The organism is Hydrogenophaga intermedia, from assembly GCF_000723405.1.
In the GTDB taxonomy this organism is placed as follows: Bacteria; Pseudomonadota; Gammaproteobacteria; order Burkholderiales; family Burkholderiaceae_C; genus Hydrogenophaga; species Hydrogenophaga intermedia.
Map to the genome: position 1 here is coordinate 1 of NZ_CCAE010000086.1, position 13336 is coordinate 13336.

Here is a 13336-nt window from a genome sequence, read left to right on the forward strand (position 1 = left end):
TCCACCAAGAGTTGAAGTGGACTCGAGGCTCCTATGAACCGCCTCGGCTTTCAAGATGGGCTGACTGGACGCTCACTGAACGATAGCTCTGGCTACCTGGTGACCGAGAAGGTGGTCAAGCGCTTCGACGAAGCGCTGGCCGTCGACGAGGTGTCCCTGTCGATCCGCAAGGGCGAGATCTTCGCCCTGCTTGGCAGCTCGGGCTGCGGCAAATCGACGCTGCTGCGCATGCTCGCGGGCTTCGAGACGCCCACGTCCGGGCGCATCCTTCTCGGTGGGCAGGACGTGGCTGCGGTGCCGCCTTACGAGCGGCCGGTGAACATGATGTTCCAGAGCTACGCGCTGTTCCCGCACCTGACGGTGTGGGAGAACGTGGCCTTCGGCCTCAAGCGCGAGGGACTGCCGAAGGCCGAGGTGCAACAGCGCACCGACGAGATGCTGGGCCTGGTGCAGCTCACGCCGTTTGCCAAGCGAAAGCCGCACCAGCTCTCGGGCGGGCAGCAGCAACGTGTAGCGCTGGCGCGCAGCCTGGCCAAGCGTCCCAAGCTGCTGCTGCTGGACGAACCGCTGGGCGCGCTGGACAAGAAGCTGCGCGAGCAGACGCAGTTCGAGCTGGTCAACATCATCGAGAAGGTGGGCGTGACCTGCGTGATGGTCACGCACGACCAGGAAGAGGCCATGACCATGGCCAGCCGCATCGCGATCATGAGCAAGGGGCGGGTGCTGCAGGTGGGCTCGCCGTCCGAGATCTACGAGCACCCGGTGAACCGCTTCGTGGCCGACTTCATCGGCAACGTGAATCTGTTCGAGGGCAAGCTCAGTGTCGATGAGCCCGACCGCTGCGCCGTCGAGAGCGGCATTGGCCAGATCCACGTGGGCCACGGCATGCCGGGCACGCTGAACATGCCCGTGGCCTTCGCCGTGCGGCCCGAGAAGATCGAGATCAGCAAGCAGCCGCCACCGCCCGACGCGGGCCCGAACGTCTTCAAGGGCAAGGTCAAGGAGATCGCCTACTTCGGCGCGCACAACACCTTCATCGTGCAGGCCGCCAATGGCCAGCGCGTGAAGATCACCGAGGCCAATACCTCGCGCCACGACCTCTCCGACATCACCTGGGAGGACGAGGTGAGCTTCTGGTGGTCCGACACGGCGGGCGTGGTGCTGCGCGACTGAAACAGGGGCTGACCATGAACTTCCCCATACCCGGCAAGCGCTTCGTCATCGGCGTGCCCTATGGCTGGCTGCTGCTGTTCTTCTTCCTGCCCTTCCTGATCCTGCTGTACATCAGCTTCGTGGACATGGGCGGCGACATCAGCCCCTTCAAGCCGCTGTGGGACCCGGTCTCCGGCGTGCTGCACCTGAAGTACGAGAACTACCTCGATATCTTCCGCACGGAAGAGGGCGCGCCGCTGTTTCGCACGCTCTACATCGACTCGTACCTGCGATCCATTTGGTACGCGCTGCTCACGGCCATCTTCTGCCTGGTGATCGGCTACCCCTTTGCGTACTTCATCGCGCGCTCGCCGGCCAGCGTGCGGCCCGCGCTGCTGCTGCTGGTGATGCTGCCGTTCTGGACGTCGTTCCTGCTGCGCGTGTACGCCTGGAAGGGCCTGCTGGCCGACCAGGGCGTGATCAACCGCTTCATGATGGCCATCGGCATCACCAGCGAGCCCATTCCCATGCTGTACACCAACGTGTCGATGCTGGTGGGCATGACCTACGTGTACCTGCCCTTCATGATCCTGCCGCTGTACGCCAACCTGGTGAAGATGGACTTCCGTTTGCTGGAGGCTGCGTACGACCTGGGCACCACGCCCTTCAAGGCCTTCTGGCTCGTCACCGTGCCGCTGTCCAAGGCCGGCATCATCGCGGGCTTCATGCTGGTGTTCATCCCATGTGTGGGCGAGTTCGTGATCCCCTCGTTGCTGGGTGGTCCCGAGAACTACATGATCGGGCGCGTGGTGTGGGACGAGATGTTCACCGCCAACGATTGGCCCAAGGCCACCGCGCTGGCCGTGGTGATGATCGCGATCATCGTGATTCCGCTGGCGTTCTATTACAAGTACGCGGGCGAGCAAGCCGAACAACGCTGAGGAGGCACACGCATGAAACCCTTCCTCGAAAAGCATTTCGGCAAGCTCTGGTTGCTGGTGGTCTTCGGCTTCCTGTACTTGCCGCTGGCCTTCATGGTGCTGTTCTCGTTCAACAGCACGCGCACGGACGCGCGCTTCACCGGCTTCTCGATGCGTTGGTACGAGGCCCTGCTCAACGACAGCAAGATCGTGGACGGCTTCTTCCTGTCGCTCAAGATCGCGGCCGTCACGGGCCTGCTGTCGGCGGTGCTGGCCACCTTCGCGGCCTTCGTGCTGGTGCGCTACCGGCGCTTCCTCGGCCGCACGGTGTTCAGCGGCATGGTGAACGCGCCGCTGGTGATGCCCGAGGTGATCATCGGCCTGTCGCTGCTGCTGCTGTTCGTGGGGGCGCAGAACCTCTTTGGCTGGCCGCAGCGGGGCATGCTCACCATCGTCCTGGGCCACACGCTGCTGGGCATGGCCTATGGCATGGTGGTGATCCAGAGCCGCCTGCTGGAGATGGACCGCTCGATCGAGGAGGCCGCCATGGACCTGGGCGCGCGGCCGCACCAGGTGTTCTTCCTGGTGACGCTGCCCAACATCTTCCAGGCCATCCTGGCGGCTTTCCTGCTGGCCTTCACGCTGTCCTTCGACGATGTGGTGATCACCGAATTCCTGAGCGGCCCGGGCGTCAGCACGCTGCCGCAGGTGATCTTCGGCTACGCGCGTCGCGGCATCAACCCGACGATCTACGCGGCGGCGACGATCCTCATCGTGACGGTGACCGTCGTGGTGGTGGCCTACGCGGTGTGGGTGGCGCGGGCCACGCGCAAGCGCGAGCGGGAGATGGCGGCGGCGATCCGGGGGTGAGCGAAGCCGGAGCAGGCTGTGGCGCCGCCGCCGCAGCCTAGGCATTTGGAATGGGTCGAAGAATAGAACTTAGGTTCTAGGATCGGCGGTTCTCCCTTCGGGGAGAGCCTTTCCAATCACCCATCCACGGACCATGAAAATCGCCCCGCTCGCCTTTGTCGCCGCCGCCAGCCTGATGGCCTTGTCTGCCGCACAGGCCCAAACCACGCCTCCCGCCGCCAACCCCAAGCTGTACGCCGAAATCGGGTACGTCGCGACCGACCTCAAGGTCACGGCCGGCCCCGATTCGCTCAAGGCCTCGCCCGGCCTGGTGTCCGGCATCTTCGGCTACCAGCCGCATCCCAACTTCGCCGTCGAAGGCTTCCTGGGCTTCGGCGCAGGCAAAGACAAGGTCCAGCTCAACGGGGCGGCCGTGCCGGTGGAGGTCAAGCTGGGCACCATGGTCGGCGTGTTCGCCCGCCCCAGCGTCGCCCTCGGCGAGACCGTGGAGCTGTTTGGCCGCATCGGCTGGATGCACACCGAGCTCAAGACTTCCGCGCCCGGCCTCAGCGTGACGGAGAAGGACTCCAGCGTGGCCTATGGCATCGGCGCCAACTTCAACCTGTCCAGGACCTCCTACCTGCAGGCCAGCTGGACGAGTTTCTACAAGAAGGACGACACCAAGATCGAAGGTTTTGGCCTGGCCTACGGCCTGCGCTTCTGAGCCTGCGCCACGCCGCTCCCACAAGCCACCTTCGGGTGGCTTTTTCATGTCATCGCCTTCCCAGTGGACAGGAGCGGGCAGAACAAAGTGGATGTTCGCGGCGTTGGGGATGAGGCGTAGCATGGGGCGGATTGCCTACCCCGCTGCACCATGACCACCACCTCGCTCCCCTCCTTGTCCCTCGACGGCCGCGCCTTCATCAACGGTGAGCGCATCGCCGCGCGCGACGGCCAGACCTTCGATTGCTTCTCGCCCGTGGACGGGCGCCTGCTGGCCCCCGTGGCGCGCGGTCAGGCCGCGACATCGACGCCGCCGTGAGCGCCGCGCGCGCCGCCTTCGAGGACCGCCGCTGGGCCGGCCTGCCGCCCGCGAAGCGCAAGCGCGTGATGCAGGCTTTCGCGGACCAGATCCAGCAGCACGCCGACGAACTCGCGCTGACCGAGACGCTGGACATGGGCAAGCCCGTGCGCTACGCGCGCGCCGTGGACGTGAACAGCGCGGCCAACTGCATCCGTTGGTACGGCGAGGCGGTGGACAAGGTGTACGACGAGATCGCACCCACGCCGGACACGGCGCTGGCGCTGATCACGCGCGAGCCCCTGGGTGTGGTGGGCGTGATCGTGCCCTGGAACTACCCGATGATCATGGCGGCCTGGAAGATCGCGCCGGCCCTGGCCGCCGGCAATTCGGTGGTGTTGAAGCCCAGCGAGAAGAGCCCGCTGACCGCGCTGCGCCTGGCCGAGCTGGCGCTGGCTGCGGGCATTCCGCCCGGCGTGTTCAACGTGGTGCCCGGCTTCGGCCCCGAGGCGGGCAGCCCGCTGGCGCTGCACATGGACGTGGACTGCATCGCCTTCACCGGCAGCACGCGCGTGGGCAAGCAGATCCACGTGATGGCGGGGCAGAGCAATCTGAAGCGCGCCTGGACGGAGCTGGGCGGCAAGTCGCCCAACATCGTATTCGCCGACTGCCCTGACATCGACAAGGCCGTGGAGGCCGCGGTGGGCAGCATCTTCTTCAACCAGGGCGAGAGTTGCAACGCGCCCTCGCGCCTGTTCGTGGAGGCGTCCATCAAGGAGGCCTTCCTGGAGAAAGCATTGAAGCTGGTGCCGCAGTACCAGCCGGGCAACCCGCTGGAGAAATCCACGGTGATGGGCGCCATCGTCGACAGGACGCAGATGGACACGGTGCTGCGCTACATCGACAGCGGCAAGAAGGAGGGCGCCAAGCTGCTGGCAGGCGGCGAGGCGGCCGAGCCGGTGAAGGGCGGCTGCTACGTGCTGCCCACCATCTTCGACGGCGTGAAGAACGACATGACCATTGCACGCGAGGAGATCTTCGGCCCGGTGCTGTCGGTGCTGTCCTTCACCGATGCGGCCGACGTGGTGAAGCAGGCCAACAGCAACATCTACGGCCTGCAGGCCGCGGTGTGGACGCGCGACATCAACAAGGCGCACGGCGTGGCGCGCGCGCTGCGCGCGGGCACGGTGCATGTGAACCAGTACGACGAGGACGACATCACCGTGCCCTTCGGCGGCTTCAAGCAGAGCGGCGTGGGCCGCGACAAGTCGCTGCACGCCTTCGACAAGTACACCGAGGTGAAAACCACCTGGATACGGATTGACTCCCCCCTGCACCGCTGACGCGGTGTCCCCCCGAGGGGGACGGCCGCTGCGGCCCGGCAAAGCCGGTTCCGCGCAGCCCTCGACCAGACATTTCGCGCCACCAGGCGCGCTGCGAAGGAGACCGACATGAACGCTCCACAGAAGCCGGAGAGCCTCAGCGCCCCGCACACCAACGCCGCCTGGCATCAGCGCCGGCTCGCGGCCACGCCGCGCGGCGTGGGCGTGTTCGGCGATTTCTTCATCGAGCGCGCGAAGAACGCCGAGCTGTGGGACATCGAGGGCCGCCGCTTCATCGACTTCGCGGGCGGCATCGCGGTGCTCAACACGGGGCATGTGCACCCGAAGGTGCAGGCCGCCATCGCGGCGCAACTGCAGCGCTTCACACACAGTTGCTATCAGGTGGTGCCGTATGCGGAGTACGTGTCGCTGGCCGAGCGCATCAACGCCATCGTGCCGATCGACGGACCGGCGAAGACGGCGTTCTTCTCCACCGGCGCGGAGGCGATCGAGAACGCGATGAAGATCGCGCGCGCGGCCACGAGGCGCAGCGGGATCATCGCGTTTGGCGGGGCCTTTCATGGCCGCAGCCTGTTCGCGGTGTCACTCACGGGCAAGGTGCAGCCCTACAAGGCCGGCTTCGGGCCATTCCCGCCCGAGGTCTACCACGTGCCCTTTCCGATGCACGCCGATTCGTTCGAGCTGGCGAAGCAGTCGATGGAGCACCTGTTCAAGGCCGACATCGAGCCCGCTCGGGTCGCGGCCATCGTGTTCGAGCCGGTGCAGGGCGAGGGTGGCTTCAATCCCATCCTGCCGGCAGCCGTGCAGTGGCTGCGCGGGCTGTGCGACGCGCACGGCATCCTGCTCATCGCCGACGAGGTGCAGACCGGCTTCGCGCGCACGGGCCGCATGTTCGCCATGGAGCACTACGGCGTGAAGCCCGACCTGATGACGTTGGCCAAGAGCATGGCCGGCGGCACCACGCTGTCGGCCGTCTGCGGGCGCGCCGCCGTGATGGACGGCCCGGCGCCCGGTGGTCTGGGCGGCACCTACGCGGGCCATCCGCTGGCCGTCGCCGCGGCGCACGCGGTGCTGGACGTGATGGCCGAAGAGAAGTTGTGCGAGCGCGCGCAGCGCCTGGGTGACCAGCTCATCGCCTACCTCGCCGCGAAGCGCGCGGTGCACAAACGCATTGGTGACGTGCGTGGTCTGGGCGCCATGGTGGCCTGCGAGTTCGTGGACCCGAAGACCGGCGCGCCCGACGCCGAGATGACGAAGCGGGTGCAGATGGCGGCGCTGCAGCGCGGCCTGCTGCTGCTGACCTGCGGCGTCAACGCCAACGTGATCCGCTTCCTGTTCCCGCTCACCATCGAGGACGCGGTGTTCGAAGAGGGCCTGTCGGTCTTCAGCGCCGCGCTGGCCGAGGTGGCCGCTTGAACGACAGCGCCGCGCGCCTGGGGCAGGCGCTCGATGCCCTGGACTCGCGCGCGGCAGAACTGCGCTCGCAAGGCGTGCATTCGGTGTTGGCCACTTTCACCGATCTGCTCGGCACACCCAAGGGCAAGCTGGTGCCGCTGGAGGGCCTGGCCGATGCGGTGGCCGTGGGCGCGGGATTCGCGGGGCCCAGCATCGTGGGCACGGGCCTGCCGCGCATGGGCGCGCGCAGCGAGTACTTCGGCCGCGTGTTGCCTGAGACACTGCGCCCCTTGCCCTTCATGCCCGGTGTGGCGCATGCGGTGTGCGACGGCTTTGCGGATGGCGAGCCGCTGGACACCGACCCGCGCGGCGCGCTCAAGCGCCAGGTGGCGCGGCTGCGCGAACGCGGCTGGACGCTGTGGGTGGGCATCGAGCCCGAATTCTTCCTGCTCAAGCGCGGCGCCGACGGCCGCTGGTGCGTGGCTGATGCGCAGGACACGCTGGCCAAGCCCTCGTACGACCTGCGCGCCATCGGCCGCAACCTGGGGTTCCTGGACGACATGCGCCAGGCCCTCACGGCCCTGGGCTTCGAGCTGCAACAGATGGACCACGAGGACGCCATCGGCCAGTACGAGATCAACTACCGGCACGACGACGCGCTCGCGGCTGCCGACCGCTACCAGCTCTTCAAGCTCACGGCCCAGGCCGTGGCCGATCGTCACGGCAGCGTGTTTTCCACCATGCCGAAGCCCTTGGCGGGTGCGCCGGGCAGCGGCTTGCACTTTCACCTGAGCCTGACGGATGACGGTGGCGTACCGCAGATGGCCGACGGCGCGGGCGCCCTGGGCCTGAGCGAGACGGGCTGGCGCTTCGCGGCCGGCCTGCTGCAACACGCGGACGCACTGGCGGCGCTGTGCGCACCCACAGTCAACAGCTACAAGCGCCTGGCCGCGAGCCGCAGCGCCTCCGGCACCACCTGGTCGCCCGTGTGGAAGGCTATCGGCGAGAACAACCGCACCTGCCTGCTGCGGGCGGTGGCGGGGCGGCTGGAGTGGCGCCTGCCGGACCCGAGCTGCAACGTCTACCTGGCGCTGGCGGCCACGCTGGCGGCGGGGCTGGATGGCATCGACCAGGGCCTCGTCGCGCCCAAGCCCTGCAAGGACGACCTGTACGAACGCCACGCGCGCGGCGAGCCGTTGCCCGATCGCCTGCCGCGCGACCTGCACGACGCGCTGCTGGCGCTGGAGGGCGATGCCGTGCTGCGCACTGCGCTGGGCGAGCCGCTGGTGGAGCAGTACCTGACGCTCAAGCGCGGCGAGTGGGCGGAGTACCACGCGCAGGTGAGCGATTGGGAGCTGGAGCGCTACGCCAACGGCTGATGCGGGCCAGGGGACGCGATCGGGATAATCGCCCGCGTGAGTTCCCCAAGCACCGCCGTCGACGGCACCCGGACCTGGACCAAGACCACCGACCGCCCGCTGCGAAGCTGGCGCAAGTCGGCGGGCGTGTGGCTCTTCGCGCACTTCGTGGGCGTGCCCATTCCCTGGGCGGCCGCGCGCCAGACCGATGCGCGCGCCTTGCTCGCGCACGAGCACGAACGCCTGCTGGCCCTGGCCGCCGTGGGCGAGCATGTGCCGCATGTCATCGGCTTCGATGGCCACACCCTGGTCACCAGCGACGTGGGCCCCACGCTGGACCACCTGCTGTTCCAGCGCACACCCGAGGAGCGCCTGCCTTTGATGCAGGCGGCCGCTGCCGACCTGGCGGGGTTTCACGCTCGCGGCCAGTGGCATGGTGGCGCGCAGGCGCGCAACATCACCTGGGACGGCGAACGTTTCGCGCGGCTGGACTTTGAGGAGCCCCTGGTGCCAGGCCTGGCGCTGGACATGGTGCAGCGCTATGACGTGCTGCAGCTGGTGCTCTCATTGGCGCGCCTGATCGAGCCGCTGGGGCCGGGCGCGGTGAACGCGGTACTGCAGGCCTATGCGACGGCGGACGCGGCGCAGGGTGAAGCGCTGCGCGGTTTCATCGCACACCTGTTGCCGCGCTTGCAGCGGGTGTCGCGCATCGCGGCCTGGTCGCGCCGGCTGGACACGTCGCGCGAGCTGATGCGGCTGCGCACCGTGCTCGCGGGCATGGCGGCCTTCGTGGCCGGGCGCTGAGGCCCCTCAGGTTCTGTACGACGGGTCCATGCGCTCGAGCTTGCGCAACAACGCGGGCCAGGCGATCTGCGCGCCCTGGCCGGCGGTGGCCACGCGCATCACGTCGGCCATGCCCGCGAGGATGCGCGGGTCCACCTGGGTGAGCTCGCCGCCGCCGTAAGCGTTCCGCGAACCCATCTTTCATCTCACCGTTGAAGCTGCGAACCTCGGGTCTTCGCAATCAACGAACGAGACGAGGTGGACATGGATCGACAGCAGATGGAACGGTGCCTGGAGCAAGTGGCGGCGTATCGTGCCTCTGGCCAGAAGGCGCAGGTATGGGCCGAGGCCAACGGGGTGCCAGCGGGAACGCTGCAAAGCTGGTGCGCACATGCGCGGCGCTGGCAGGCGCGGCTCGACGGCGTCAGCCCTGAGCCCTCGCCAGCCGCCAGGCCGAGCGGCTTCGTGGCCGCCCGCGTGGCGCCTGGTGCCGCATCGACATCGGTGCGCGTCGAATTGAACGTGGGAGGCACCCGGCTCGATCTGCATTGGCCGCTGGCGCACACGCGTGAACTCGCTTCGCTGCTGCGGGAGTTCGGCCGATGATTCGCATCGACGTCATCTGGCTGGCGCTTGGCGCGGCCGACCTGCGCGGGGGCATCGACACGCTGTTGGCCCAAGTGGTGCGCGGCTTCGCGCTGGGCGCGCAAGCCCACCACGCCTACGTGTTTGCCAACCGCCGCGCCGACCGGCTCAAGGTGCTGGTCTACGACGGCGCGGGCATGTGGCTGTGCACCCGGCGGCTGCAAGCGGGCAGCTTCGCCTGGCCGCGCCAGGACACGGGGTCACTTCAACTCACGCGCGAGCAGTTCGACTGGCTCGTCGCGGGCCTGCCGTGGCAGCGCCTGGGCAGCGCGCAGCCGCAGTCGATCACGGTGGTCTGAATGCGCTCGATTCGAGGTCGGGATTTGCGCGTTTGTCTATTGGAGAAAGTCATGCCTCGCGCGCACGCGCGCGCGAGGCATGATGGCGGCCATGCTCGAAGGCCCGGACACCCACACGATCGATGCGCCGGGCGCACTGGATTCGATGCAGGAGCTGCGCGATGTGATCGGGCGCATGCAAGGCGAGCTGAAGTTCAAGCAAACCAGGATCGAGGCGCTGAACTTCGAGATCGCGCGGCTGAAGCGCTGGCGCTTCGGCTCCTCCAGCGAGAGCCTGGAGACGAGCACGCAGGCGGTGCTGTTCGATCAGATCCTGGCCGACACGGCGCTGGAAGACCGCGCCGCCCAGCAAGACCAGAAGCCACCGGTAGCGCCACCCCGGGCCAAAGGCCAGGCGGTGCGCCAGGCGCTGCCGGCGAGCCTGCCGCGCATCGATCACCATCACGAGATCGAGCAGACCCACTGCGAGTGCGGCCAGCCCTTCAAGCGCATCGGCCAAGAAGTCAGCGAGCAGCTCGATTGCGTGCCGGCCCAATTCTTCGTGCTGCGCCATATCCGCGGCAAGTACGCCTGCACGTGCTGCCAGACGATCCAGGCCGCGCCGATGCCCGCGCAGATCATCGACAAAGGCATCCCCGCGCCGGGCCTGCTCGCGCAGGTGGTGGTGGCCAAGCACGACGATCACTTGCCGCTGTACCGGCAGGAAGAGATCTACGCGCGCTCTGGCGTGCACATCCCGCGCTCGAGCATGGCCCAGTGGATCGGCATCTGCGGGGTGCGTCTGGCACCGCTGGCCGATGCACTGAAGGGCTTCATCCTCAGCCACGGTGTGATCCACGCCGACGAGACGCCGGTGTCGCTGCTGGCGCCGGGGCGCGGCAAGACCAAACGGGCCTACGTCTGGGTCTACCGCACGACCAACTTCGTGGCCCAGCGCGCGGTGCTGTTCGACTTCACCGCCAGCCGCGCCGGCGAACATCCGCGGCGCGTGCTGCGAGGCTTCGGCGGCACGCTGGTCAGCGACGATTACAGCGGCTATTTTGGGCTTCAGGCGCAAGGCGTCAGCGCCGCACTATGCTGGGCCCACGCGCGGCGCAAGCTGTTCGAGGCGCACGAGTTCAACGCCAGCCAGATCGCCGGCCAGGCGGTGGCGCTGATCGCAAAGCTGTACGAGGTCGAGCGCGAGGCGCGCGAACTCGAACCCCAGGCACGGTGGCTGCTGCGCCAGCAACGCTCCAGGCCCATCGTCCAGGCCCTGCACCTCTGGCTGACCGGGCAGCGCCAGAAGCTGGCCAATGCCGACGTGACGGCCAAGGCGATCGATTATTCGCTGAGCAATTGGCGCGCGCTCACGCGCTACCTGGACGACGGCGACGTCCCAATCGACAACAACGCGGCGGAGAACGCGGTGCGCCCGCTGTGCGTTGGCCGCAAGAATTGGCTTTTTGTAGGCTCGCAGCAGGCCGGCGAGCGCGCTGGCGTGGTCATGAGCCTGATCGAGTCGGCCAAACTAAACGGGCACGATCCCTGGGCCTACCTCAAGGACGTCTTCGAGCGTCTGCCCACGCTCAAGCAGCGCGACCTCGCGCAGCTGCTGCCGCACAACTGGCGGCCTGCCACCGACATCGCCGTGCCAAACGCGGCGCTCGCCGCCGCCGCGTAGAACCATCCTTCAACACGCCGTCATCGACGGCGCAAGGGTGTCGTTCGCGGAACGCTTACCCGCCGCCGGCCAGCGCGTCGATCTGGATGCGGCAGGTGTTCTCGAACGTGTACATCGAGAGGAAGGCGTCGGCGATGGAGCGGCCCACGGTGAGCAGGCCGTGGTTGCGCAGCACCAGGTAGTTGGCTTTCCCCAGGTCGGCCTGCAGGCGCGGCTTCTCGTCCGGGCGGAAGGCCACGCCTTCATAGGCGTGGTACGCGAGCGAGGCCAGCACGAAGGTGCTCTGCTGGCTGATCGGCAGGATGCCGTGCTTCTGAGCGCTCACCGCCACGCCCGCGCGGGTGTGGGTGTGCAGCACGCACTGCGCCTCGGGCCGCGCCTCGTGCACGGCGCTGTGGATGACGAAGCCCGCCGGATTTACCGGGAAGGGCGTGTCGTGCAGCTTGTTGCAGGCCATGTCCACTTTCACCAGGCTGCTGGCGGTGATCTCGTCGAACATCAGCCCGTAGGGGTTGATGAGGAAGTGGTGTTCACCGCCCGTGACGCTGTCGGGCAGCTTGGCGCTGATGTGGGTGAAGACCAGGTCGCTCCAGCCATAGGCGGCCACCAGGCGGTAGCAGGCGGCGAGGTCGCAGCGCAGCGCCCATTCTTCGGCGCTGACGACTTCCTTGAGGGAGGGGATGTGCATGGCGTGTCTCCGCGGCCACCTCGGGGGCTGGGCGGCCAGACACGCACTCTAGGCCTGAAGCCGGGGCCTGCGCTGTCCGTGCAGCGACAGGCCGGCGCGGTCGTCGCTCAGCCCTTGGTCTTGCAGGTGCTGATGCCGAACATGGCGTAGGGCGGGCACCAGCCCATCAGGCCGGTGAGCAGGGGCAGGGCGCCCAGCCAGCCCCACCAGCCCACGGTGCCGGTGGCGGCCAGGGCGATCAGCACGAGGCCGACGAGGATGCGAAGGCTGCGGTCGATGCCGCCGACATTGGGGGTCATGGTGTTCTCCATCAGCGAACGATGATGTTCACCACCATTGGACGCTGTGGCGCGCGCGCAGGACTTGATCCAGATCAGGGCCGCGTCGCGTGTTCCAGTTGTCGCAGCCAATGCATTGCATGTGAGCGCTCGCTACCGCACATGTCTTGACTGGGCCTTAGTGAGGCGCAGACGGCGGGCCGCTCGGGCCGGCCGAACAGGCGGCAGCGCAGGGCCTCGTCCAGGTGCGGGCAGGGCTGGCCGGCGGGCTTGCCCTGGGGCAGGCCCGGCAGAGCGCTGCTGATCGAGGGCGCGATGCAGCAGGCAGCGCAGCCCGGTCGGCAGTCCATGCTCAGTCCGGTGCGTGGAGCTTGCGCGCGCCGTGCAGGGCCTGTTCCACCACGCCTTGCACGGCTGCCTGGGCGAGGCCGCTGATCAACTGGCCCTTGTCGTCGAAGGCCTCGGCGGCTTTGCTCAGCGCGTACTGCTTCGGCGTCAGCCAGCACTGCAGGTTCAGGAGCAGCGGCGACAGGTGTGAAAGGCTGCGCAGCCCGCCGAGCGCGCCGGGCGAGGCGCTGAGCAGGCCCACCACCTTGCCCACGAAGGGCTTGGTGCCACTGGACCATTCGGGGTCGCCCTTGATGGGGCTGGAGGCCCAGTCGAGGGTGTTCTTGAGCAGGCCGGTGTAGCTGCCGTTGTACTCGGGCGAGCAGATGATCCAGGCCGGGTGGGCATGGAAGATCTCTTTGAGGCGGCGGGCGTTGTCGGGGGTGCCGCGCGCTTCCAGGTCGGCGTTGTAGAGCGGCAGGTCGAAGTCGGCCAGCTCCAGGTGGGTGACCTGGGCGCCGGCGGCGCGGCCGGCGTCGGCGGCCACCTGGGCGAGTTTGCGGTTGTGGGATTGGGCGCGGGTGCTGCCCGCGAAGACGAGTAGGGGGGTGGGGG

Annotated in this window: 13 protein-coding genes and 3 pseudogenes; 11 read left to right on the forward strand and 5 right to left on the reverse strand. The window is 67.9% G+C overall.

Annotation, left to right across the window (positions count from 1 at the left end):
• The first annotated feature begins 33 nt into the window (after positions 1-33).
• The 8 genes and pseudogenes from BN948_RS24525 to BN948_RS25935 all read left to right on the forward strand — a co-directional run bounded on the left by BN948_RS24525 (position 34) and on the right by BN948_RS25935 (position 8842).
• Positions 34-1173 carry an ABC transporter ATP-binding protein gene (locus tag BN948_RS24525; protein WP_051756376.1) on the forward strand — a complete coding sequence of 380 codons (1140 nt, stop codon included), beginning with the start codon at positions 34-36 and terminating at the stop codon, positions 1171-1173.
• A gap of 14 nt (positions 1174-1187) precedes the next feature.
• A complete protein-coding gene (locus BN948_RS24530; protein WP_009515146.1) occupies positions 1188-2093 on the forward strand; it encodes an ABC transporter permease in 906 nt (301 codons plus the stop codon).
• A 12-nt stretch (positions 2094-2105) separates the two neighbouring features.
• Positions 2106-2942 carry an ABC transporter permease gene (locus BN948_RS24535; RefSeq protein ID WP_009515145.1) on the forward strand — a complete coding sequence of 279 codons (837 nt, stop codon included), beginning with the start codon at positions 2106-2108 and terminating at the stop codon, positions 2940-2942.
• Between the two features lie 133 nt (positions 2943-3075).
• Entirely contained in the window at positions 3076-3645 is a 570-nt protein-coding gene (locus BN948_RS24540; RefSeq protein WP_009515144.1) for an outer membrane beta-barrel protein, read from the forward strand.
• Positions 3646-3795: 150 nt separating this feature from the next.
• A pseudogene (locus BN948_RS24545) lies at positions 3796-5285 on the forward strand (aldehyde dehydrogenase).
• A 108-nt stretch (positions 5286-5393) separates the two neighbouring features.
• Positions 5394-6701 (forward strand): 4-aminobutyrate--2-oxoglutarate transaminase, encoded by a 1308-nt coding sequence (gene gabT / locus BN948_RS24550; protein WP_009515142.1) that lies wholly within the window; start codon positions 5394-5396, stop codon positions 6699-6701.
• Positions 6698-8059, forward strand: a complete 1362-nt coding sequence (locus BN948_RS24555) for a glutamine synthetase (RefSeq protein WP_009515141.1) — start codon at positions 6698-6700, stop codon at positions 8057-8059. The genes gabT and BN948_RS24555 overlap by 4 nt, the downstream gene beginning before the upstream one ends.
• Before the next feature lie 36 nt (positions 8060-8095).
• A complete protein-coding gene (locus BN948_RS25935) occupies positions 8096-8842 on the forward strand; it encodes a BUD32 family EKC/KEOPS complex subunit (RefSeq protein WP_009515140.1) in 747 nt (248 codons plus the stop codon).
• Between the two features lie 6 nt (positions 8843-8848).
• Here BN948_RS25935 and BN948_RS26840 read toward each other — a convergent pair.
• Positions 8849-8998, reverse strand: a pseudogene (locus BN948_RS26840) (class II aldolase/adducin family protein); the annotation flags it as partial.
• An 87-nt stretch (positions 8999-9085) separates the two neighbouring features.
• Here BN948_RS26840 and tnpA point away from each other — a divergent pair.
• The 3 genes from tnpA to tnpC all read left to right on the forward strand — a co-directional run bounded on the left by tnpA (position 9086) and on the right by tnpC (position 11428).
• On the forward strand, positions 9086-9427 hold the full coding sequence (gene tnpA, locus BN948_RS24565; RefSeq protein ID WP_014386446.1) for an IS66 family insertion sequence element accessory protein TnpA: 342 nt from the start codon (positions 9086-9088) through the stop codon (positions 9425-9427).
• Positions 9424-9765: an IS66 family insertion sequence element accessory protein TnpB gene (gene tnpB, locus BN948_RS24570; protein ID WP_014386445.1), complete on the forward strand. Its 342-nt coding sequence runs from the start codon at positions 9424-9426 to the stop codon at positions 9763-9765. Before tnpA ends, tnpB begins: the two co-directional genes overlap by 4 nt.
• 145 nt (positions 9766-9910) lie before the next feature.
• The gene (tnpC, locus tag BN948_RS24575) at positions 9911-11428 is read left to right on the forward strand and encodes an IS66 family transposase (RefSeq protein ID WP_059153614.1); all 1518 of its coding nucleotides are present in this window, start codon (positions 9911-9913) and stop codon (positions 11426-11428) included.
• A 61-nt stretch (positions 11429-11489) separates the two neighbouring features.
• Here the strand turns inward: tnpC and BN948_RS24580 are convergent.
• From BN948_RS24580 to BN948_RS24590, 4 genes and pseudogenes are all read right to left on the reverse strand, one after another.
• Positions 11490-12116 (reverse strand): annotated as a pseudogene (locus BN948_RS24580) (class II aldolase/adducin family protein); the annotation flags it as partial.
• Between the two features lie 107 nt (positions 12117-12223).
• A complete protein-coding gene (locus tag BN948_RS24585) occupies positions 12224-12415 on the reverse strand; it encodes a YgaP family membrane protein (RefSeq protein ID WP_009515138.1) in 192 nt (63 codons plus the stop codon).
• A 74-nt stretch (positions 12416-12489) separates the two neighbouring features.
• A complete protein-coding gene (locus tag BN948_RS26405) occupies positions 12490-12744 on the reverse strand; it encodes a hypothetical protein (RefSeq protein WP_009515137.1) in 255 nt (84 codons plus the stop codon).
• 2 nt (positions 12745-12746) lie between these two features.
• On the reverse strand, positions 12747-13336 hold a 590-nt coding region (locus tag BN948_RS24590; RefSeq protein ID WP_035624532.1), incomplete at its 5' end, for an NADPH-dependent FMN reductase.